General features: G+C 65.7%; 19 protein-coding genes. 13 read left to right on the top strand and 6 right to left on the bottom strand.

What is annotated here, in order from left to right; genetic code table 11:
• Positions 1–40 precede the first annotated feature (40 nt).
• The 13 genes from U1739_RS08510 to U1739_RS08450 all read left to right on the top strand — a co-directional run bounded on the left by U1739_RS08510 (position 41) and on the right by U1739_RS08450 (position 13,432).
• Positions 41–328, top strand: a complete 288-nt coding sequence (locus tag U1739_RS08510; protein ID WP_332706480.1) for a hypothetical protein — start codon at positions 41–43, stop codon at positions 326–328.
• A complete protein-coding gene (locus U1739_RS08505) occupies positions 325–543 on the top strand; it encodes a hypothetical protein (protein ID WP_332706477.1) in 219 nt (72 codons plus the stop codon). Before U1739_RS08510 ends, U1739_RS08505 begins: the two co-directional genes overlap by 4 nt.
• Positions 540–1,076: a hypothetical protein gene (locus U1739_RS08500; protein ID WP_332706474.1), complete on the top strand. Its 537-nt coding sequence runs from the start codon at positions 540–542 to the stop codon at positions 1,074–1,076. The genes U1739_RS08505 and U1739_RS08500 overlap by 4 nt, the downstream gene beginning before the upstream one ends.
• Positions 1,073–1,504, top strand: a complete 432-nt coding sequence (mce, locus tag U1739_RS08495; RefSeq protein ID WP_332706471.1) for a methylmalonyl-CoA epimerase — start codon at positions 1,073–1,075, stop codon at positions 1,502–1,504. Before U1739_RS08500 ends, mce begins: the two co-directional genes overlap by 4 nt.
• Complete coding sequence (locus U1739_RS08490) at positions 1,494–2,276, top strand: enoyl-CoA hydratase-related protein (RefSeq protein ID WP_332706468.1); 783 nt, start codon at positions 1,494–1,496, stop codon at positions 2,274–2,276. The genes mce and U1739_RS08490 overlap by 11 nt, the downstream gene beginning before the upstream one ends.
• 120 nt (positions 2,277–2,396) lie before the next feature.
• Entirely contained in the window at positions 2,397–4,535 is a 2,139-nt protein-coding gene (gene scpA / locus U1739_RS08485) for a methylmalonyl-CoA mutase (protein ID WP_332706465.1), read from the top strand.
• A 149-nt stretch (positions 4,536–4,684) separates the two neighbouring features.
• A complete protein-coding gene (bioB, locus tag U1739_RS08480) occupies positions 4,685–5,710 on the top strand; it encodes a biotin synthase BioB (RefSeq protein WP_332706614.1) in 1,026 nt (341 codons plus the stop codon).
• 127 nt (positions 5,711–5,837) lie between these two features.
• On the top strand, positions 5,838–6,197 hold the full coding sequence (locus tag U1739_RS08475; protein ID WP_332706462.1) for a lysozyme inhibitor LprI family protein: 360 nt from the start codon (positions 5,838–5,840) through the stop codon (positions 6,195–6,197).
• A 113-nt stretch (positions 6,198–6,310) separates the two neighbouring features.
• Positions 6,311–8,425: an ATP-binding protein gene (locus U1739_RS08470; RefSeq protein ID WP_332706459.1), complete on the top strand. Its 2,115-nt coding sequence runs from the start codon at positions 6,311–6,313 to the stop codon at positions 8,423–8,425.
• Positions 8,426–8,536: 111 nt separating this feature from the next.
• The gene (locus U1739_RS08465; RefSeq protein ID WP_443025517.1) at positions 8,537–9,994 is read left to right on the top strand and encodes an efflux transporter outer membrane subunit; all 1,458 of its coding nucleotides are present in this window, start codon (positions 8,537–8,539) and stop codon (positions 9,992–9,994) included.
• 1 nt (position 9,995) lies between these two features.
• Positions 9,996–11,375, top strand: coding sequence for an efflux RND transporter periplasmic adaptor subunit (locus U1739_RS08460; protein ID WP_332706456.1), 1,380 nt, complete (start codon positions 9,996–9,998; stop codon positions 11,373–11,375).
• The gene (locus U1739_RS08455; RefSeq protein WP_332706453.1) at positions 11,365–12,090 is read left to right on the top strand and encodes an ABC transporter ATP-binding protein; all 726 of its coding nucleotides are present in this window, start codon (positions 11,365–11,367) and stop codon (positions 12,088–12,090) included. Before U1739_RS08460 ends, U1739_RS08455 begins: the two co-directional genes overlap by 11 nt.
• A 133-nt stretch (positions 12,091–12,223) precedes the next feature.
• Entirely contained in the window at positions 12,224–13,432 is a 1,209-nt protein-coding gene (locus U1739_RS08450) for an ABC transporter permease (RefSeq protein WP_332706450.1), read from the top strand.
• Positions 13,433–13,550: 118 nt separating this feature from the next.
• On the opposite strand, the gene U1739_RS08445 is transcribed toward U1739_RS08450, so the two are convergent.
• The 6 genes from U1739_RS08445 to U1739_RS08420 all read right to left on the bottom strand — a co-directional run bounded on the left by U1739_RS08445 (position 13,551) and on the right by U1739_RS08420 (position 21,455).
• Entirely contained in the window at positions 13,551–14,138 is a 588-nt protein-coding gene (locus U1739_RS08445; RefSeq protein ID WP_332706447.1) for a nucleotidyltransferase family protein, read from the bottom strand.
• Positions 14,135–15,070 (bottom strand): XdhC family protein, encoded by a 936-nt coding sequence (locus U1739_RS08440; RefSeq protein ID WP_332706442.1) that lies wholly within the window; start codon positions 15,068–15,070, stop codon positions 14,135–14,137. The genes U1739_RS08445 and U1739_RS08440 overlap by 4 nt, the downstream gene beginning before the upstream one ends.
• Before the next feature lie 188 nt (positions 15,071–15,258).
• Complete coding sequence (locus tag U1739_RS08435) at positions 15,259–17,463, bottom strand: xanthine dehydrogenase family protein molybdopterin-binding subunit (RefSeq protein WP_332706439.1); 2,205 nt, start codon at positions 17,461–17,463, stop codon at positions 15,259–15,261.
• 164 nt (positions 17,464–17,627) lie between these two features.
• A complete protein-coding gene (locus U1739_RS08430; RefSeq protein ID WP_332706435.1) occupies positions 17,628–19,850 on the bottom strand; it encodes a xanthine dehydrogenase family protein molybdopterin-binding subunit in 2,223 nt (740 codons plus the stop codon).
• A gap of 127 nt (positions 19,851–19,977) precedes the next feature.
• Positions 19,978–20,961 carry an FAD binding domain-containing protein gene (locus U1739_RS08425; RefSeq protein WP_332706431.1) on the bottom strand — a complete coding sequence of 328 codons (984 nt, stop codon included), beginning with the start codon at positions 20,959–20,961 and terminating at the stop codon, positions 19,978–19,980.
• The gene (locus U1739_RS08420; protein WP_332706428.1) at positions 20,958–21,455 is read right to left on the bottom strand and encodes a 2Fe-2S iron-sulfur cluster-binding protein; all 498 of its coding nucleotides are present in this window, start codon (positions 21,453–21,455) and stop codon (positions 20,958–20,960) included. Before U1739_RS08420 ends, U1739_RS08425 begins: the two co-directional genes overlap by 4 nt.
• Positions 21,456–21,575 lie beyond the last annotated feature (120 nt).

Here is a 21,575-nt window from a genome sequence, read left to right as displayed (position 1 = left end):
TCGGCCAACGTATTATAAGGTGATGTGAAGGAGTCGTCCGATGCAGACCGAACGCGTCACTTTCTTAACCACACCCGAGCAAAAAACAGCGCTGGATTCCTTTGCCGCCAATAGTGGTAAATCCGTGGGCCACGTCCTGCGCGAGGCATCGTCACGATATATTGTCGAGGGCGAGCTGGCCGACCAGGAAGCGCTGGCATTTCTGGCACGCGAGGTCGAAGCCGCCGTGCCGCGCATGCGGGCGGATATCCGTGAGACGATCGACGCGATTGAACGCGCCAACAAGGTGGTCGACGCGGTGCTTGCTAACGAAGTGCCGCGCGCATGAGTGGCATTGGAGATGCGCTCAAGGCGCTTCGCACGGTGCTGCTGATGCAGGACGATGTCCGCGTGCTGAAGGAAACTGCGCGCGCACAAAGCGAGCGCTTCGCCAAATTAGCAGAGGCGCATGGTGACTTGCGCGACCGGGTCAGCCGGCTTGAGGGTATGATCGAAGGCGCCGTCATGGCAGGTGGCCGCGACGTGCCAAGGATCGAACGATGAGCGCGCTGCTTCTCATGATTGCCCAGACCGCGACCCCGGCTGCGTCCGTCACGCCTACGCCCGCGCCATGGGTGGTGCGGACGGGCAATGCCGGCGGGGTCGCGTCCACCAGCACATCGACGGTCGCCCGCGACGGATCGTCGCGCCTGGTCGTAAAATGCGATCGCGCGACCGAGGCGTTGGTGTCGGTCCAGTTCTTCGCCAAGCAACCGCTGCAAATGGCGGGCGACGATGGCAGCTTTGCGTCGAAGGCAGTGGCGCTGCGCTTCGATAACGGCGCCGCCAATGAGTATGACTGGCAGTTCCGCGCGCTCGCCGCGTTCACCAGCAACGATGCGGCGGTAACCTCACTGACGCTGCAATTGGCCAGGGCCAAGCAGGTCAAGGTTGAGACGACCAACGCCCGCAACTTCCGCTTCGAAGCGGTGTTCGACGGGCCGCCGAGCGATGCGCCGATCCGGCAGGTGCTGCAGGCGTGCGGCTATGTGCTGGGGCAAATGCCTGTGTTTCCGGCGCCGGCGGCGGCGAAATGATGCTTGGACGGCTCAATCATGTCGGCGTGGCGACGCCGTCGATCGCGGCGTCGATCGAGACGTATCGGACGTTGCTCGGCGCGACGGCGATCGGCGAACCGTTCGATTTGCCGGCGCAGGGCGTGAAAGTGTGTTTCATCGACGCGCCCAACACGCAGATCGAGCTGATCGAGCCGTATGACGACAGCTCGCCGATCGCGGGGTTCCTGCGCAAGAACCCGGCCGGCGGACAGCATCATGTGTGTTTCGAAGTGCCGGAGATCAACGCCGCGGTGGCCGAGCTGAAAGCCAAGGGCGCGACGGTGCTCGGCGAACCGCGCATCGGCGCGCACGGCACGCCGATCGTGTTCGTCCACCCGAAGGATTTCGGCGGGCTGCTGGTTGAGCTGATGGAAACCCCGAAGAAGGATCACGCGCATGGCCTATGAGATGATCCTGCACGAGCGGCGCGGCGATGTGCTGGTGTTGACGCTCAACCGGCCGGAGCGGCTGAATGCCGCGCCGCCGCACCTGTTCGACGAACTGCGCGAGGCGATCGGCACGCTGGATGGTGCGCGCGCGGTGCTGGTGACGGGGGCGGGCAGGGCCTTTTGTTCGGGCGCGGATGTCGGGGGCGGGGCGCTTGCTTCGGATGATCCGGGCAACTCGACCTTCGTAGCGCTGACCAAGCATTACAATGCGACGATGGTCGCATTTGCCGATCTGGCGGTGCCGGTGGTCAGCGCGGTGCGCGGGCCGGCGGCGGGGATCGGCTGTTCGCTGGCGTTGGCGGCGGATTTTTGCGTGGCGAGCGAGACGGCGTATTTCCTTCAGGCGTTCGTCAATATCGGGCTGGTGCCCGATGGCGGGGCGAGCTGGATGCTGCCGCGCCTGATCGGGCGCGCGCGGGCAACCGAGATGATGATGTTGGGCGAGAAAGTGCCGGCGGCCAAGGCGCTCGACTGGGGAATGATCCACCAGGTGGTAGCGGACGAGACGCTGGATGCCGCGGCGTTCGCACTGGCCGAGCGGCTGGCGGCGGGGCCGACCGTTGCCTTGGGGCTGATGAAGCGCGGGCTCGCCCATGCCCTGGAGGCGGACTATCCGACCGCGATGCTGCGCGAGGCGGAGAACCAGCGCGCGGCGCGCGGCTCGGCGGATTCGATGGAAGGCGGGATGGCGTTTTTGCAGAAGCGCAAGCCGGCGTTCAAGGGCGCGTGATGGCTTCCGACTGCCAACACACGTCATCCCAGCGGAAGCTGGGATCTCAAGCGAATGGCGTGGGACGGGAGTCGCATGAGACCCCAGCTTTCGCTGGGGTGACGGGTTTGGGCTGGTTTAATGACTGATAAGCCAACGCTCGAGCAATGGCAGGCCGCCGCCGCCAAGGAAGTGAAGGGGCGCGATCTTACCTGGCCGACGCCGGAGGGGATCGACGTCAAGCCGCTCTATACCGCCGAGGACGTCGCCGATATCGATCCCGGCCTGCCCGGGTTCGCGCCGTTTACGCGCGGCGTGCGGGCGAGCATGTATGCCGGGCGGCCGTGGACGATCCGCCAATATGCGGGATTCTCTACTGCCGAGGCGTCGAACGCTTTCTACCGGCGCAATCTCGCCGCGGGGCAGAAGGGGCTGTCGGTCGCGTTCGATCTCGCGACGCATCGTGGCTATGACTCGGACCATCCGCGCGTGACCGGCGACGTCGGCAAGGCCGGCGTGGCGATCGATACGATCGACGACATGAAGATCCTGTTCGACGGCATCCCGCTCGACAAGATGTCGGTGAGCATGACGATGAACGGCGCGGTGATCCCGATCCTCGCCTTCTTCATCGTCGCGGGGGAGGAGCAGGGCGTGCCGCAGCATCTGCTCGACGGGACGATCCAGAACGACATCCTCAAGGAGTTCATGGTCCGCAACACGTATATCTACCCGCCCGAGCCCTCGATGCGGATCATCTCGGACATTATCGGCTACACCTCGGCGCACATGCCGAAGTTCAACTCGATCTCGATCTCCGGCTATCACATGCAGGAAGCGGGCGCGACGCAGCTGCAGGAGCTGGCGTTCACGATCGCCGACGGGCGCGAATATGCCAAGGCGGCGATGGCGAGCGGGCTCGATCTCGATGCGTTTGCCGGGCGGCTGTCGTTCTTCTTCGCGATCGGCATGAACTTCTTCATGGAAGTGGCCAAGCTGCGCGCGGCGCGCAAATTGTGGCACCGGGTGATGACCGATCTCGGCGCCAAGGACGAGCGCAGCAAGATGTTGCGCACGCATTGTCAGACGTCGGGCGTGTCGCTGACCGAGCAGGATCCGTACAACAATGTGATCCGCACGACGATCGAGGCGATGGCAGCAATGCTGGGCGGGACGCAATCGCTGCACACCAACGCGCTGGACGAAGCGATCGCGCTGCCGACCGACTTTTCCGCGCGCATCGCCCGCAACACGCAGATCGTGCTGCAGGAAGAGACGGGGATGACCAAGGTCGTCGACCCGCTGGGCGGTTCTTATTACGTCGAGAGCTTGACGGACCAGCTCGTCGAAAAGGCATGGGAGATTATCGAGCGCGTCGAGGCGGACGGCGGCATGGCCAAGGCGGTGGCGCATGGCTGGCCCAAGGCGATGATCGAGGAAGCCGCGGCGGGGCAGGCGGCGCGCGTCGACAAAGGCGAGCAGGTCATTGTCGGGGTCAACAAGTACAAGCTGGCCGAGCAGGATGCGATCGACATTCTCGACGTAGATAACGTCGCAGTACGGGAATCGCAGATCGCCCGGATCAAACGCTCCAAGGCCGGGCGCGACGAGGCCAAGTGCGTTGCGGCGCTCGATGCGCTGCGCGAAGGCGCGCGGGGGACGGAAAACGTGCTCGCCCTGGCGGTCGAATGCGCGCGGCAGCGCGCCACGCTCGGCGAGATTTCCTCGGCGATGGAGGATGTGTTCGGGCGCTACGGCACCAACCCGACGCCGGTCTCGGGCATCTATGGCGGGGCGCACGAATTCGACGCGACGTGGCTGGGGCTGAAGCAGGGCGTTGAATCGATCGGGCAACACAAGGGGCGCAAACCCCGGCTGTTCGTCGCCAAGATGGGGCAGGACGGGCATGACCGCGGCGCCAATCTGGTGAGCTCGGCCTTTGGCGATCTGGGCTTCGAGGTGGTGCCGGGGCCGTTGTTCCAGACGCCGGCCGAGGCCGCCGCGCTGGCCATCGAAAAGGATGTCGATGTGGTCGGCGCGTCGTCGCTGGCCGCCGGGCACAAGACGCTGATCCCGGAGCTAATCGGGCATTTGCGCGATGCGGGACGCAGCGACATCAAGGTGATTGCCGGCGGGGTGATCCCGGCGCAGGACTATCAGTTCCTGCGCGATGCCGGCGTGCAGGGGATTTTCGGGCCGGGGACCAATCTGGTCGACGCGGCGGGCGAAGTTTTGACATTGCTGGGGCATAATATGCCGCCGGTCGAAGAGGTTGTGTGATGAGTGATGTGATGACGATGTCCCCCTCCCGCTTGCGGGAGGGGCTAGGGGAGGGCCTATCCATGGGGGGGGCTGCTTCCGCACATGCCTTCCCCCAACCCAGTTCGGGGTCGGATGTGCCCCCGGCACATCCTCGACAGCGCGGGGCGCTGTCGCCCCCGAACTCGCAAGCGGGAGGGGGGTCTCGGAACGACTGGACGCGCGCCGAAATCGCCGCGCTGTTCGATCTCCCGTTCGACGAGCTGATGTTTCAGGCGCAGACCGTGCACCGCGCGCATCATGCCGCGAGCGAGGTGCAATTGTGCACGCTCCTGTCGATCAAGACCGGTGGGTGCCCGGAGGATTGCGGTTATTGCAACCAGTCGGTCAGCGCCGATACCGAGCTTAAGGCGACCAAGCTGATGGACGTGCGCGCCGTGCTGCAATCGGCGGCGCAGGCCAAGGATGCCGGATCGCAACGTTTCTGCATGGGGGCGGCGTGGCGCAATCCCAAGGATCGCGACATGCCCGCGATCATCGAGATGGTGCGCGGCGTGCGGCAAATGGGGCTGGAGACCTGCATGACGCTCGGCATGCTCGAGCCGCACCAGGCGCAGCAATTGGCCGAGGCGGGGCTCGATTACTACAACCACAATATCGATACCGCGCCGGAGAAATATGCCGAGGTGATCACCACGCGCAGCTTCCAGGACCGGCTCGACACGCTGGAGAATGTGCGCGAGGCGGGGATCAACGTGTGTTGCGGCGGGATCGTCGGGATGGGCGAGACGCGTAGCGACCGCGTCGGTTTCGTGCATGCGCTGGCGACGTTGCCGCGGCATCCCGAGAGCGTGCCGGTCAATGCGCTGGTGCCGGTGAAGGGCACCGTGCTGGGCAATATGCTGGCCGATACGCCGCTCGCCAAGATCGACGATATCGAGTTCGTGCGCACGGTGGCGGTGGCGCGGATCACCATGCCGCTGTCGATGGTGCGACTGTCGGCCGGGCGTGAGAGCATGTCCGAGGCGACGCAGGCCTTGTGCTTCATGGCCGGGGCGAACTCGATCTTCACCGGCGACAAATTGCTGACGACGGGCAATGCCGGCGACGATCAGGATGCGGCGCTGCTGGCCAAGCTCGGACTGCGTGCGATGACCGGCGAAGAGCCGATGCGCAAAAGCTGCCCGTCATGCTGAACTTGTTTCAGCATCCAGGCGCGGTCACCCATCTCACTGACACCGTCATTAGATCGGCTGACCGCGCCTGGATCCTGAAACGAGTTCAGGATGACGGACTTGAGGTTAATTCAGGGAAGGTTTCGAGATGCTGCTGATCGCCTTGATGATCGCCGCGGCGCCCGTACAAACGCAGGCCGCGATGAACCGCACGTCCAGCGCAAGCTATGGGCAGGCCGATGCCGCGATGACCGCGCAGTGGAAGCGCACATATGCCTATATGAAGGGCCGCGATGCGCAGGATAGGTCGCGCGGCGGCGGGTTCGGCTATGCCGCCGCGCTGCTGGCGAGCCAGCGCGCGTGGCTCAAGTTTCGCGATACGCAGTGCGTGATGGCGGGCGGCGAGTTCGCCGGCGGCTCGGCGCAGGGCATGGCGATGGCGACGTGCAAGACGCGGTTGACGCGCGAGCGCACGGCGCAATTGAAAGCGCTGGTGTGGCCTAGCTAGCCACCGTCACCCCGGACTTGTTCCGGGGTCCACCGTGCCACCAGGCACGGCATGGCGGATGGAGGAGTGGACCCCGGAACAAGTCCGGGGTGATAAAAGAATTGGGACGAGCGATGTTCAAAAAGATCCTGGTCGCCAATCGCGGCGAAATCGCCTGCCGTGTGATGCGCACCGCCAAGAAGATGGGGATCGCGACGGTCGCGGTCTATTCGGATGCCGACGCGCGCAGCCCGCATGTGCTGATGGCGGACGAGAGCGTGCGGCTCGGGCCCCCCCCGGCGGGCGAGAGCTACCTGCTCGCCGATCTGATCCTGCTCGCGGCCAAGGAGACGGGGGCCGATTGCATCCATCCCGGCTACGGCTTCCTCTCCGAGCGTGAGAGTTTCGCGCGGGCCTGCGCCGAGGCCGGTATCGCCTTTGTCGGGCCGCCGCCCAAGGCCATTGCGGCGATGGGTGATAAGATCGAATCCAAGAAGCTCGCCAAGGCGGCAGGCGTCAATGTCGTCCCCGGGTTCCTCGGCGAGATCGACAGCACGGATCACGCGGTCGAGATCGCCTCCAGCATCGGTTACCCGGTGATGATGAAGGCCTCGGCCGGCGGCGGCGGCAAGGGCATGCGGCTAGCCTATAGCGAGCAGGACGTGCGCGAGGGCTTCGAGGCGACCAAGCGCGAGGGGCTGGCGTCGTTCGGCGACGACCGCGTGTTCATCGAGAAGTTTATCGAAAGCCCACGCCATATCGAAATCCAGGTGATGGGCGATCAGCACGGTAACGTCGTCTATCTCGGCGAGCGCGAATGCTCGATCCAGCGGCGCCACCAGAAGGTCGTCGAAGAAGCGCCGTCGCCGTTTGTGACCCCCAAGATGCGTAAAGCCATGGGCGAGCAGGCGGTCGCGCTGGCGCGGGCGGTGGGGTATTTTTCGGCGGGCACGGTCGAGCTGATCGTGTCGGGGGCGGATACGACGGGCGAGGGTTTCTACTTTCTTGAGATGAACACGCGGCTGCAGGTCGAGCATCCGGTGACCGAGGCGGTGACCGGGCTCGATCTGGTCGAACTGATGATCCGCGTGGCGGCGGGGGAGCCCTTGGGCTTCACGCAGGACGATGTGACGCTGACCGGCTGGGCGATCGAGAACCGCGTCTATGCCGAGGATCCGTATCGCGGCTTCCTGCCGAGCATCGGGCGGCTGGTGCGCTATGCTCCGCCGGAGAGTGTGGAGACGCCTTATTCTTCCCCCCTCCCGCGCGCGGGAGGGGCCGGGGGTGGGCTCGCGCTCCCCTCGAACGCTGCGCTTGGCGAGAACGCGAGCCCACCCCCCAGCCCCCTCCCGCAAGCGGGCGGGGGAGAAGGGTACATCCGCGTCGATGACGGCGTGCGCGAGGGCGGCGAGGTCAGCATGTTCTATGACCCGATGATCGCCAAGCTGATCACCTGGGCGCCGACCCGTGACGAGGCGATCGACCTGCAGATCGCCGCGCTCGACCAGTTCGAGATCGATGGGCCGGGCAACAATATCGACTTCCTCTCCGCGCTGATGCAGCATCCGCGCTTCCGCTCGGGCGCGATCACCACCGGCTTCATCGCCGAGGAATATCCCGAGGGGTTTCACGGCGCCCCGGCGACCGCGACGGTGGTGCGCAGCCTGGCCGCAATCGCTGCCTTCGCCGCGACCGCGGAAGCGGATCGCGCGCGGCGCATCGACGGGCAACTCGGCAAGCGCTTGCGCCCGCCATCGGAATGGTCGGTGACGATCGGCGATCTGTCGCACGAAGTATCGATTGCCACCGACGGCATCATCGTCGATGGCGAGGATCTCGATATCGCGCTGGAATATACGCCGGGCGACCGCACGGTGCTGGCCGAGCTGGGCGATGAGGACCTGACCGTGCGCATCGCCAAGACGCGCGGCGGGTTCACGCTGACCACACGGGGGGCGAGCCACGCGGCGCGCGTGCTGCCGGCGCATATCGCGCCGTTCGCGCAGCATATGATCACCAAGATTCCGCCCGATCTGTCGAAATTCCTGCTCTGCCCGATGCCGGGATTGCTGATGCGGCTGGATGTCGGCGAAGGCGACACGGTCGAGGCGGGGCAGCCGCTCGCTGTGGTCGAGGCGATGAAGATGGAGAATATCCTGCGCGCCGAGAAAGCGGGCACGGTAAAGACCGTCAACGCCGCGCCGGGGGATAGCTTGGCGGTCGACGCGGTGATCCTGGAGATGGAGTAACCACTGCTCCCGGGGCTGGGGAGGACCGCGCGAAATATGGCGGCAACACATGCGACAGATTGCGACAATAAACCGTTGGACGTCGCCCATGCCCCAAGCCATCTGTTCCTCATGATACGGTCCCGTCTGCTTCTCGCGCTCAGCGTGTCCCTGCCGGTCGCGGCGTGCAGTGTCGGGCCGGATTATCGCCCGGCATCTGCGTCCGCGCTCGGCGTGCCGGAGGGCTATTCCGTGCCGGTGAGCGCCACCGCGCCGACCGATCTGAGCGCATGGTGGACGAGCTTCGACGATCCGTTGCTGGCCAGCATCGTCGAGCGTGCACGCGCGGGCAATCTTGATATCGCCCAGGCCGTGGCGCGGTTGCGTCAGGCCCGCGAGAGCCTGGTCCAGTCGCGCGCCGATCTGCTGCCGACGGTGTCCGGATCGGCGGGCTATACGCGCTCGCAGAATGTCGTCGGGGGCACGAGGGTGACGCTGGCCGATGGTACGACGACCATTGTGTCGCAGAGCGGGAGCAACAGTTTCTCGCTCGGCGGCGACGTTTCCTATCAGGTCGGCTTGTTTGGCGAAGTGCGCCGCACGGTGGAGGCGACGCGCGCGCAATATGCCGCTTCCGGCTATGATTTGGCGACGGTGCAACTGTCCGCCCAGTCCGAGGCGGCGCGCAATTATGTGCTCGCACGGCTGTACCAGCAGCAGCTTGCCAATGCCCGCGGCTCGCTGTCGATCCAGGACGACAATCTGGAGATCGCCGGCTTCCGCGTGCAGGCTGGCTTGGTCTCGTCGATCGACAGCGAACAGGCGCGCAGCCAGCGCGCGCAGACCGCGGCGACGATCCCGACGATCGAGCAGAATTACAATGCCGCCGTGTCGCGCATCGGTGTGCTGACCGGCCAGGCGCCGGGCGCGCTGAAGGCCGAGCTCGCGGCGGTGAAGCCGATCCCCAGGGGGCCGGCCAGCGTCGCGGTGGGCATTCCCGCCGATACGCTGCGCAATCGCCCCGACGTGCGCTCGGCGGAACGCACGCTTGCTGCGGCGACGGCGCAGATCGGGGTGGCCAAGGCGGCCTTGTATCCGGCGCTGTCGATCAGCGGTTCGCTCAGCACCAATGCCACTGCCGTCGGCGGGTTGTTGGAACAGATTGCCGGGCAATTGTTCGCCGGGGTGACGCAGGCGATCTTCAACGGCGGGCGCTTGCGCGCGCAGGTCCGCTCGAACGAAGCAGCGGCGGATGCCGCGTTCGCGGCATATAAGGGTACGGTGCTGACCGGGCTCGAAGATGTCGAGAATGCCATCGTCGCGCTGGATGCGGCGCAGCGCCGCGCACGCGAATTCGCCGTCGCGCTGGACGCCGCCAACAACTCGGCGATCCTGTCGCGCAGCTCGTACCGCGCCGGGCTGACCGATTTCACCACGCTCAACACTGCGGAGACCAGCTTGCTCTCGGCCGGCAACGGGCTCGCCCAGGCGCAGGCCGATCAGGCGACGGCGTTGATCCAGCTTTATCTTGCGTTGGGCGGCGGCTGGGATGCCGCGGCCGGCGCACCGCAAGCGCCGCAAGGACGATAAGATGGCCGATACCAATCTCGATGAGTTTCTCGGCGCCAAGCCGGTGCCGGTGCGGCGGCGCTATCTCAAATGGGTGCTGGTCGCGATCGGCGTGGTGCTGTTGCTTCTCGTGGCGAAAAGCTGGTTCGGCGGTTCGGATACGGTGCAATATGCCACCGACAAGGTCGAGCGCGGCTCCTTCAAGGTCAGCGTCTCCGCCACCGGCAAGCTGGCGCCGACCAACCAGGTCGAAGTCGGATCGGAACTGTCCGGGTTGATCACCAAGGTGGTAGTCGACGTCAACGATCGGGTGACCGCGGGCCAGCCGCTGGCCTTGGTCGATCCGTCGCGTTTCCAGGATACGGTCAACCAGAGCAAGGCGGCGCTGGCGGCAAACCAGGCCGCGGTGGCGCAGGCGCGGGCCACGCTGGCGCAGGCCAATGCGACCTTGGCGCGCTATCGCGAAGTCAGCCGGCTCTCCGGCGGACGCGTGCCGGCCAAGACCGAATTGGACACGGCGGTCGCCGAGCAGGCCCGCGGCGTCGCCAATCTGCGCGCGGCACAGGCCAATGTGCAGGCGGCGCAGGCGACCTTGTCGTCGAACGAGACGCAATTGGTGCGCACGGTGATCCGCTCGCCGGTCAATGGCGTGGTGCTGGCGCGGCAGATCGAGCCGGGCCAGACCGTCGCCGCTTCGTTCAGCACGCCGACGCTGTTCGTGATTGCCGAGGATTTGTCGGCGATGAAGCTGGAAGTGGCGATCGACGAAGCCGATGTCGGATCGGTCAAGCAGGGGCAGAGCGCCAGCTTCACCGTCGATGCCTTCCCCGGCAAGACCTTCCCGGCCAAGATCACCCGCGTCGATCTCGGGTCGAATCTCAGCGCGGAAAGCACGACGACCACGACCACCACGACCACCGGGCAGGTCGTGTCCTATGCCGCAACTTTGAGCGTGGCCAATGGCGACCAGCAATTGCGCCCCGGCATGACCGCCACCGCCGATATCGTGACGACCGAGAAGAATAACGTGCTGCTCGTGCCGAATGCGGCGCTGCGCTTCACGCCGGCCGACCCCAAGGCGAGCACCGCCAGTGGCGGCGGCGGCATCACCAGCGCACTTGCCCCGCCGCGACCGCGCCGCAGCGGGACGGCGGCGCGCGCCACCAGTGTTGCCCGCGGCGGGCGGCAGACCGTCTATGTCAAAAATGCCGATGGCACGCCCAAGGCGATCGAGATCACCACCGGCGAAACCAATGGCACGATGACCGAAGTGACCGGCGGCGGCCTGACCCCCGGGATGGACGTAATCACCGGCCAGTTGGCCAGCGGCGATAGCGCGAGCGCCGGCGGCAGCCGCCGATCGGCGCGCGCCGGTGCGGGTGGCGCTCCCGGTGGCCAGTAACGCCGAGCCACTGATCCGCCTGCGCGGCGTGACCAAGACTTACGGCGAGGGCGGCACTGCGTTCCAGGCGCTGAAGGGCGTCGATCTCGACATTCAGGCGGGCGATTTCGTCGCCGTGATGGGAGCCAGCGGCTCGGGCAAGTCGACGACGATGAACATCCTCGGCTGCCTCGATGTGCCAACCGGCGGCACGTTCGAGTTTCGCGGCCACCATGTCGAGACGCTCGACCGCGATCAGCGCGCGTTGCTCAGGCGCAAATATCTCGGCTTTGTGTTCCAGGGTTTCAACCTGCTCGCGCGCACCACCGCGCTGGAGAATGTCGAGCTGCCGTTGCTCTATCGCGGCGACGCCAAGAAGGCGCGGCAAGCCGCGGCAATGGCCGCGCTCGACAAGGTTGGCCTGGCCGATTGGTGGGACCATACGCCGGCCGAACTGTCCGGCGGGCAACAGCAGCGCGTGGCGATCGCGCGGGCGATCGTGACCTCGCCGGCGGTGTTGCTGGCGGACGAGCCGACCGGCAACCTGGATTCGGAACGCTCGGTCGAGATCATGCAATTGCTGACCAGCCTCAACCGCGACAATGGCATCACCGTGCTGATGGTGACGCACGAGCCGGACATGGCCGCGTTCGCGCGCACCGTGGTGCATTTCAAGGACGGGCTGGTCGAGCGGATCGAGGCGCAGCACGTGCAGGGGCAAGAGGTGGCGTTGTGATAACTCTTCTTTCCCCCCTCCCGCTTGCGGGAGGGGCCGGGGGTGGGCTCGCGCTTTCCACCAACCGTCCGCCTGTTGATGCCGGGAGCTCACCCCCCGGCCCCCTCCCGCAGGCGGGAGGGGGAGAAGAATAATGCTTGGCACCACCTTCCTGCTCGCGATCCGATCGATCATGCGGCACAAACTCCGCTCGATCCTCACCGCGCTCGGCATCATCATCGGCGTCGCTGCGGTCGTGACGATGGTCACGCTCGGCCAGGCGACCACCGCGGCGGTGCAGAAATCGATTTCCGCGCTCGGCACCAACATCCTTCAAGTGCGCCCGGGGCAGGGCTTCGGCCGTGGCGGCGGCGGGCCGAAGCCGCCCGATTTCGAACCCGACGATGTGGTCGCAATTAGTCGGCAGATCGCCGGCGTCTCCGCGGTCGCGCCGCAGGCCCAGTCCACCGCCACGGCAATCTATGACGGCGCCAATTGGTCGACGACGATCAATGGCACGACCTCGGCCTATTTCCAGGTCCAGCCCTGGCCGTTGACCGAGGGACGTTCGTTCCTGCCGGCCGAGGAACAGGCCGGCAAATCGGTGTGCATCATCGGCAATACCGTGCTGCAAAACGTCTTTCGCGGTGGGGCGGCGGTGGGCAAGCGCATGCGCATCGGGGCGATTTCGTGCGACGTGATCGGCACGCTGTCGACGCGCGGCCAGGCCGGCTTTGGCGGCGACCAGGACGATGTCGTGATCATGCCGATCAAGGCGGTGCAACGCCGCTTCACCGGCAGCCGCGACATCCGCCTGATGCTGGTCGGCGTCGATCAGGCCTATTCGACCGCCGTGGTGCAATCGTCGATCGAAGACCTGCTGCGCGAACGCCGCAACATCACCGGCACGAAAGAGAATGATTTCAACATCTTCGATACCAAGCAAATCTCCGATACGCTGACCGGGACGACCACGCTGCTGACCAGCATCGTCACTGCCGTGGCTGCAATCAGCCTGATCGTCGGCGGCATCGGGATCATGAACATCATGCTGGTGTCGGTAACCGAGCGGACGCGCGAGATCGGTATCCGCCTGGCGATCGGCGCGGTGGCGAGCGAGGTGTTGCTGCAATTCCTGGTCGAAGCGGTGGCGCTGTCGATGCTCGGCGGGTTGATCGGGCTGGTGCTGGCGCAGATCGCGGTGCTGTCGCTGGCGCCGCTGATGAAGGTGGATTTCCTGTTCGTGCCGCAGATCAATCTGATCGCGTTCGGCATTTCCGCAGTAATCGGGGTTGTGTTCGGTTATTTCCCGGCGCGGCGGGCGGCGGGGCTTAACCCGATCGATGCGCTTAGGCACGAGTAGGCCCTGGTATTCATCGTTACAGTCGTCACCCCCGCGTAGGCAGGGGCCTATCGCTGTCTCCGGCACGCTTACCGCTCGTGGAAAGAGCGATAGGCCCCTGCCTGCGCAGGGGTGACGGTTAGGCTTGTGCGGGGCTGGATGCCCTTAGCCGTGCGAGATCCTCGGGCCGGTCGATATCGAGCAGCTCCTCCGCCGGTGCGATGACGTGTTTGCCGCCGGCGATCAACGCGCGGGCGCCTTCGTTGCCTGCCAACGCCAGCAACGTGTCGAAGCGGTCTGCGCCGAACACGGCGGGTGGGCGGGGCTTTACGCCGTCACTCGATGCCAAGACCGCGTCGGTGCCGTTCGCGGCATCCAACAGTCGCAGGACATGCGCGGCGGTGACGCGCGGCATGTCAGCGAGCGCGATCATCACGGCGTCGGCGCCTTGGTCGCGGGCGCAGGCGACGCCGAGTTTGATCGAGCTCGACATGCCGATCTCGGGCTGGTCGTTATGGATCACGCGGTAGCCTCGCGTGGCGAAATCGAGGTTGGTGCCGCTTTCGACCGCGATGCGATCAAGGAACGGCACGCTTTCCAACGCTGTGACGATGTGGAAGGCGAGTGGCTGACCGAGCCAATCCTGTGTCAATTTGTCCGCGTCGCCGAAGCGTTGCGAGCGGCCGGCGGCGAGCAGGATCAGAACGGTCCGTTCGGCCGCGATCATGTGGCCTTGCGCGCCTCGCGTACGTTGAACGCACCGACCATCGCCGCGGCGATCGACAGTGCGATTTCCGCTGGGCCGATCGCGCCGATATCGAGCCCGACGGGGGCATCGATGCGGACCAAATTCGCTTCGCTGATGCCCTCAGCCGCCAATCGCTCGCGCCGCGCCGCGTGGCTGCGACGCGAACCGAGCGCACCGACATAGGCGGCGTTGGTGGCGAGCGCGGCGATCAACGCGGGATCGTCGATCTTGGTGTCGTGGCTGAGCGTGACCACGGCGGTGGAGGGGCCGGGGGCATAGGCGGCGACCGCCTCGTCGGGCCAGCGATCGTCGAGCGTGACGCCGGGGAAGCGCTCCTCGGTCAGGAAGCGGGCGCGGGGATCGATCACCACGGTAGCGATGCCGAGCTCGCGCGCGAGACCGGCGAGCGCCTGCGCGATCTGTACGGCACCGATGATCAGCAGGCGGCGGGGCGGATCATAGCGGTTGATGAAGGCGGTGCCCTCGGGCTCGCGCAGCGAACTCGCGCCGGTATCGAGATCGGTGGTGACGGTCAGTGCCTGGCCCGCATCGCGCGCCTCGGCGATGCGATCGAACAGTTCCGGGTCGAAGCCTTCGGCCGAGACGGGTTGGACCATCACGGCGATCTCGCCGCCGCAGGGCAGGCCGACTTCCCACGCGGCGGCATCGGCCACGCCGTACTTCTTGACGACGAACGGCGCGCCGGCGATCACCTCGGCAGCGGTGGCGAGGATGTCACTTTCGACGCAGCCGCCCGAGACCGAGCCTTCGAAGCGACCGTCGGCATGGACCAGCATATGGCTGCCGCGCGGGCGCGGCGCGGAGCCCCAGGTGCTGATCACGGTGGCGATGGCCAAGGGTGCGTCTTTCCATTGCTGGGCGGCGGCGAGGACGGTGTCGTTATCGGCCATGGTATACTCGTATTGCGATGTGTTTCCCTCTCCCGCTTGCGGGAGAGGGGCGAGACTTGGTCCGCCTTCTTTAGTCGGGCCTAGTCGCAGCGGTGAGGGTCTTCTTTTGCTGTGACATAGGATCGGGAAGAAGCAGAAGAAGACCCTCACCCAATCCTCTCCCACGAAGAGCGGGAGAGGGCTTTAAGTTACATCGGCGGCAAGCCCGCCAAAATCTTGTCGAGCGTCAAGGGGAAGTCGCGCACGCGCACCCCGCAGGCATTGTAGATCGCGTTGGTCACCGCCGCGCCGGCGCCGGAGATCGAGAGCTCGCCCAGCCCTTTCACACCGATTGGGTTGGCGTGTTCGTCCACCTTTTCGATGAAATGCACGTCGAGATGCGGCACGTCGGCATGGGCAGGGACGTGATATTCGGCGAGGTCGTGATTGACGAACTGGCCGGTGCGCTGATCGAGCACGGCATCCTCCATCAGCGCATAGCCGATGCCCCAGATCATCCCGCCGATCGCTTGGCTGCGCGCGGTCTTGGCGTTGAGGATGCGGCCCGCTTCGAACACGCCGAGCATGCGGCGCATGCGCACTTCGCCGGTGATCGCGTTGACGGCGACCTCGGCGAATTGCGCGCCGTGCGCGGCCTGGCCGTAGGTCTTCGCGTTGCTGCCCTGGCTGATCTTGCCGTTGCCGATAAGCGGCGCGTCGCCGACCAACTGATCGAGCGGGACGCGGCGATTGCCGGCGATGGCGTGGCCATCCTTGAGCGTCATGTCTTCGGGTTTGGTCTGCATGCGCTCGGCCAGCGTGGCGACGATATCTTCGCAGGCGAGCGCCACCGACGAACCCGCGCTGGCCGCGCCGAACGAGCCGCCCGAGCCGGCGGCGGGGGGCAGATCGGTGTCGCCCAGCACCACGTCGATGCAGTGCAGCGGCAGACCAAGCGCTTCGCCGGCAATCTGCGCGAGGATGGTGTAGCTGCCGGTGCCGATATCGGTCATGTCGGTTTCCACACGCGCTCGGCCGTCAGGGGACAGCGTCACGCGGGCTTCCGAATCCATCATCAGGTTGATGCGCACGGCGGCGGCGACGCCCATGCCGATCAGCCATTCGTCGTCGCGCGTTTGCCCTGGCGTCGGGCACCGGCGGGCCCAGCCAAACTGGTCGGCGCCCCAATCGAGGCACTCGACCAACGCGCGGGTCGAGAAGGGCGCGCCGGTCATCGGATCGACATGGGGCTCGTTCAGCTTGCGGAAGTCGATCGGATCGCGGCCGCATTTCTCGGCCAGTTCGTCGATCGCGGTTTCCAGCGCGAGCATGCCGACCGCTTCGCCCGGCGCGCGGACCGCGCCGGCCATGACCATATCGAGCGTGACGACCTTGTGGCTGATCTTGCGGACGGGGGCGTCGTAGAGCGAGATCGTGCCGAGCGCGACCGGCTCCATGAAGCCGCCGTCCGGGCCCTGGCTGACGATGCTGTCGTGGCCGATCGCGGTCAGCTTGCCCTGCGCGTCGGCGGCGAGGCGGAGGCGCTGATGCGTATCGGTGCGGCGATAGACGTTGTGGAACAGTTGCTGGCGCGCCATCGCGATCTTGACCGGGCGGCCGAGTTTCTGCGCGGCGATCGCTGCCATCACCGCGTCGGGGCCGAGCATCTTGCCGCCGAAACCGCCGCCGACATAGGGTGAAAGTACACGAACCTCGCCCATATCGACCATCAGAGATTTGGCCAGCGTATGACGCGCACTCTTCAGAATTTGCAGGCTGGACCAGAGGGTTAGCTTGCCATCTTGCCATGATGCGACGGACGCGTGGGGTTCCATCGCGGCGTGGACGTGGTTGGGGGTGGTATAGACCTGGTCGATCGTCGCCGCGGCCTCGGCCATGGCCGCGTCGATATCGCCTTTCGCGACATCCTGCAGGCGAGAATCTGCGGGCGGGCCGCTGGCGTCGGCGACGTTCGCCATCGTGTCAAACTTGCCCTGTTCGGGTTCGACATGGACGATGACGGCCTTGGCGGCGGCGCGGGCGGCTTCGAAGGTTTCGGCGATCGCGGCGCCGACGACCTGGTCGTAATGATCGATTTCGTCGTTGCCGGCGTGTGCCGGGCCGAAGGCGGCGGCCTGGCGGGGGATGCGGGGATCGTCGACGATGATGTCGAGCACGCCGGGCAGCGCGCGGGCGGCGTCGGTGTCGAAGCCGGTGACCTTGCCCTTGGCGACGGGGGCGGTGATGAGGAAGCCGTAGGCGACGTTATCGACCTGGTGTTCGTAGCCGTAAGTCGCGGTGCCGGTGACTTTGAGCGCGCCTTCGATGCGGTCTAGCCCTTTGCCGAGCACGCCCTGCACGCCGCGCGCCATTGCCGTGCCGGGGTGATCGGCGTCCATTTTGTAATCGGCCATTTGAGGTCCCCCGAACGGTTGCGCACGCGCGCTTTATGGGAGCGCTTCCCCGGCGGAGGCCGGGGCCAGTCGTGATGGCAGATGTTACTTGGCGCAGCGCACGATAACTACTGTTTCCCGACTGGGCCCCGGCCTTCGCCGGGGAAGCGCTTAAAAAAGGTCGTCTACATCGCCGGCAGGCCCGCCAAAATCTTGTCGAGCGTCAGCGGATAGCTACGCACCCGCACCCCGCAGGCATTGTACACCGCATTGGCGATAGCGGCACCGGCGCCGCAGATGCCGAGCTCGCCCAGGCCCTTGGCGTGCAAGGGATTGGCGTGGACGTCGCGTTCGTCGAGCATGATCACGTCGAGTTGCGGCACATCGGCATTCACCGGCACGTGATATTCGGCCAGATCGTGATTGACCAATTTTCCGTTGCGCGGATCGTGCACTAGTTCCTCGGTCAGCGCGGTGCCGATGCCGAAGGTCATGCCGCCCAAAAATTGCGACCGCGCCGTCTTGGCGTTGAGGATGCGGCCGGCGGAAAACACGCCGAGCATGCGGCGGACGCGGACTTCGCCGGTGGTGGCGTTGACGCCGACTTCGGCGAAATGCGCGCCGAAGCTCGCCTGGCGGGTGGCCGTTTCCTGCGAGCCGGGTGCAATCTCGCCCTCGGCGCTGATGCCATCGCCGACCAGATCGGCGAGCGGCACGCGGCGATTGTCGGCAGTGACGAAGCCGTCCTTGAGCGTCATGGACTGGGGATCGACGTTCATCTGCTTGGCGATCTGCTCGCGCAGGTTTTCGCAGGCGAGATAGACGGACGAGCCGCTGGACCCGGCGCCCCAGGACCCACCCGAGCCGGCGCCCGGCGGGGAATTGGTGTCACCAAGTTTCACCTCGACCTGGTCGAGCGGCAGCCCGAGCAGTTCGCCCGCGATCTGCCCCAGGATCGTGTAGGTGCCGGTGCCGATATCGGTCATGTCGGTTTCGACCATGGCCTTGCCCGTGGCATCGATCGAGACGCGCGCGGCGGATTTTTGCAGTGTGTTGCTGCGGGCAGCGGCAGCGACGCCGATGCCCACCAACCATTCGCCATCCCGCGTCGCGCCGGGCGCGGCGCGCCTGTCCCAGCCGAACTTGGCCGCACCTTCATCGAGGCAGCGGATCAGCTGGCGGGTGGAGAAAGGCACGTCCTGCTCCGGATCCATCTCAGGTTCGTTGATACGGCGCAATTCGATCGGATCGATACCGAGCTTTTCGGCCAACTCGTCCATCGCGCCTTCGAGGCTGAGCATGCCGACCGCTTCGCCCGGCGCGCGCATCGAGCCGGCGAGCAATTGATCCATGCGCACGACATCGTGGTTGATCTGCCGATTTTCCGCCGCGTAGAGGAAATGCGTCGAGACGCCGACCGGTTCGAAAAAGCTCTCGTCGGGCAGCTGGCTCATCACCGAATCATGGCCGATCGCGGTGAGCTTACCGTCCTTCGTCGCGCCTAGACGGATACGCTGTTCGGTATTGGTGCGGCGTACCGTCGCATCGAACACCTGATGGCGTTCCATCATGCATTTCACCGGGCGCTTGAGCTGGCGCGCGGCGATCGCGGCGGCGATTGCCTCCGGCGCAATGCCGAGCTTCGAGCCGAAGCCGCCGCCGACGTAACGCGAGACGATACGCACCTTGGACGGGCTGACCCCCAGCGCCTGGGCAAGCTGCTGCTTGTCCGAGGAGGGCATCTGGTACGATCCCCAGACATCGAGCGAACCATCCTCGTTCCACCGCGCGATGCTGGCGTGGAGTTCCATTGCTGCGCTGTTCTGGCTCGGCGTGATCCAGGTTTCGTCGACGAACACCTCGGCCTCGGCCATGGCCTGCTTGACGTCGCCCTGGCTGAAATGTGGCTTGGTCTCGCTTGGCGGCGGAGTCTCCTTCTGGTGCTTGAGCGTTTCAAAATCGAACCGGCCCTCGATCGGATCATGTTCGACCACCAGCCTTGTGGCGGCGTCGCGCGCCGCTTCCAGCGTCTGGCCGAGCACGATGGCGATGATTTCGCCGAAATAGTGCACGTCCTCGACGCCTTGGGTGGGCGCCTTGGTCTCGCCGCCCTGCTGCGGGTTACGGGCGAAAGCCTTGAAATCGGTAACCACGTCGATGAGGCCGGGAATGTCTCGCACGCTGTCGGCATCGACCTTGGTGATCTTGCCGCGACCGAAATCGCTGCCGACGAGCACGCCGTAGCAGATATTGTCGATGTCATATTCGGCGGCGTAAGTGGCGGTGCCGGACACTTTCAGCGGGCCTTCGGTGCGGGGGAGCGCCTGGCCGATAATCCCTTGCGCGCCGCTATCGAGCAGGCTGGTGGGCACCGGCTTGCTCATCTTGAGGCTGGTGGTGGTGCTCATGGGTGAGTTCTTTCAGCGAACCTTGCTGTTCTCCCGCGAACGCGGGGGGCCAGGGTTAGGAAGGACAGCTCTTGCGACTCCTGGGCTCCCGCGTTCGCGGGAGAACAAGCAGGGCGGCGGTGCGGCGTCATGCGCGCGCGCCGGTCAGGTCGCGCAGGCAGGCGATCAGCACGCGGCGGGCGAGGGGGATCTTGAAGTCGTTGCTGCCATAGCCTTGCGCATTGGCGAGCAAGGCGGTGGCGGCGGCGTCGAATACGGCGTCCGATGGGGCCTGGCCGATCAACGCAGCTTCCACGGCGGAGTCGCGCCACGGCATGTGACCCAAGCCGCCAAAGGCGAGCGACGCGCTGGCGATCTTGCCGTCCTCGAGCGAGACCACGCCGGCGACCGAGACGAGCGCAAAGGCATAAGACGCGCGGTCGCGAACCTTGCGGTAGATCTGGTTGCCCTTGGGCGGTGCAGGGAGTTCGACATGCGTGATCAGTTCGCCGGGTTCGAGCACGGTCTCGATGTGCGGCGTGTCGCCGGGCAGGCGGTAGAAATCGTGGATCGAGATGCGGCGGCGGTCGCCGTCGGCCTTCAGCGTCACGATCGTCGCATCGAGCGCGCGCATCGCGACGGCCATGTCGCTGGGGTGTGTGGCGATGCAATGTTCGCTGGTACCGAGCACGGCGAGAATGCGGTTAAAGCCGCCGATCGCCGAACAGCCGGTGCCGGGCTCGCGCTTGTTGCACGGCATGGCGGTGTCGTAGAAATAATAGCAGCGGGTTCGCTGGAGCAAATTGCCGCCGGTCGAGGCCTTGTTGCGCAGCTGGCCGGAGGCGCCGGCGAGAAGCGCGCGGCTGAGCACGGCATAGTGTTCGACCACGCGGGGATCGGCAGCGAGATCGCTATTGGGGACGAGCGCGCCGATCGTAAGTCCGCCATCCTCGCGTTCTTCGATCTGGGCGAGATCGAGGCGCGAGATATCGACGAGCTTGTCGGGTGTTTCGATCTGCAGCTTCATCAGATCGAGCAGATTGGTGCCGCCGGCGATGAACTTGGTGCCCGCCGCTACGGCGTCGACGGCCGCTTCGGGGCTGTCGGCTTTGGCATAGACGAAGGTCTTCATGCGTCTGCTCCCGCGACTTCACGAATGGCGTCGACAATGTTGGGATAGGCCGAGCAGCGGCAGATGTTGCCGCTCATCCGCTCGGAGATTTCTTCGTCGGTCAGGTCGGGGTTGGTCAGATCGGCGCTGACATGGCTGCCCCAGCCTTTCTTGACCTCGTCGAGCATGCCCATTGCCGAGCAGATCTGCCCCGGCGTGCAATAGCCGCACTGATATCCGTCATGTTTGACGAAGGCAGCCTGCATCGTGCTGAGATTATCCGGCGTGCCCAGGCCTTCGATCGTCGTAATGTCATCATCCTGATGCATCACCGCCAGCGTGAGACAGGAATTGACCCGACGGCCGTTGACCAGGATCGTGCAGGCGCCGCACTGGCCATGGTCGCAACCCTTCTTGCTGCCGGTCCGCCCGACATGTTCGCGCAAGAGATCGAGCAGCGACGTGCGGATATCCGGCTCGACCTCATGGGACTGGCCGTTGATGGTGAAGTGCATGGACGCTGCCCCTGTTTTCGGATTTGTACTCGTAACGCGCGCGACTAGGATGGTTTCCAAATGACAATCGTTATCAATGCCCGCGGGCGCTCGTTACGCAAGCGATATGGGATTTCACTG

Source organism: Parasphingomonas puruogangriensis (assembly GCF_036663635.1).
Classification (GTDB): domain Bacteria; phylum Pseudomonadota; class Alphaproteobacteria; order Sphingomonadales; family Sphingomonadaceae; genus Sphingomonas.
The sequence above is the reverse complement of the archived record's forward strand: the minus strand, read 5'-3'. Positions and strand labels throughout refer to the sequence as shown.

Coding starts and splice junctions, on each gene's coding strand:
- U1739_RS08435 (WP_332706439.1), bottom strand. CDS start 17,463: ATGGCCGATTACAAAATGGACGCCGATCACCCCGGCACGGCAATGGCG.
- U1739_RS08420 (WP_332706428.1), bottom strand. CDS start 21,455: ATGCACTTCACCATCAACGGCCAGTCCCATGAGGTCGAGCCGGATATC.
- U1739_RS08510 (WP_332706480.1), top strand. CDS start 41: ATGCAGACCGAACGCGTCACTTTCTTAACCACACCCGAGCAAAAAACA.
- mce (WP_332706471.1), top strand. CDS start 1,073: ATGATGCTTGGACGGCTCAATCATGTCGGCGTGGCGACGCCGTCGATC.
- U1739_RS08430 (WP_332706435.1), bottom strand. CDS start 19,850: ATGAGCACCACCACCAGCCTCAAGATGAGCAAGCCGGTGCCCACCAGC.
- U1739_RS08425 (WP_332706431.1), bottom strand. CDS start 20,961: ATGAAGACCTTCGTCTATGCCAAAGCCGACAGCCCCGAAGCGGCCGTC.
- U1739_RS08465 (WP_443025517.1), top strand. CDS start 8,537: ATGATACGGTCCCGTCTGCTTCTCGCGCTCAGCGTGTCCCTGCCGGTC.
- U1739_RS08440 (WP_332706442.1), bottom strand. CDS start 15,070: ATGGCCGATAACGACACCGTCCTCGCCGCCGCCCAGCAATGGAAAGAC.
- U1739_RS08470 (WP_332706459.1), top strand. CDS start 6,311: ATGTTCAAAAAGATCCTGGTCGCCAATCGCGGCGAAATCGCCTGCCGT.
- U1739_RS08450 (WP_332706450.1), top strand. CDS start 12,224: ATGCTTGGCACCACCTTCCTGCTCGCGATCCGATCGATCATGCGGCAC.
- U1739_RS08500 (WP_332706474.1), top strand. CDS start 540: ATGAGCGCGCTGCTTCTCATGATTGCCCAGACCGCGACCCCGGCTGCG.
- U1739_RS08475 (WP_332706462.1), top strand. CDS start 5,838: ATGCTGCTGATCGCCTTGATGATCGCCGCGGCGCCCGTACAAACGCAG.
- U1739_RS08445 (WP_332706447.1), bottom strand. CDS start 14,138: ATGATCGCGGCCGAACGGACCGTTCTGATCCTGCTCGCCGCCGGCCGC.
- U1739_RS08505 (WP_332706477.1), top strand. CDS start 325: ATGAGTGGCATTGGAGATGCGCTCAAGGCGCTTCGCACGGTGCTGCTG.
- scpA (WP_332706465.1), top strand. CDS start 2,397: ATGACTGATAAGCCAACGCTCGAGCAATGGCAGGCCGCCGCCGCCAAG.
- U1739_RS08460 (WP_332706456.1), top strand. CDS start 9,996: ATGGCCGATACCAATCTCGATGAGTTTCTCGGCGCCAAGCCGGTGCCG.
- U1739_RS08490 (WP_332706468.1), top strand. CDS start 1,494: ATGGCCTATGAGATGATCCTGCACGAGCGGCGCGGCGATGTGCTGGTG.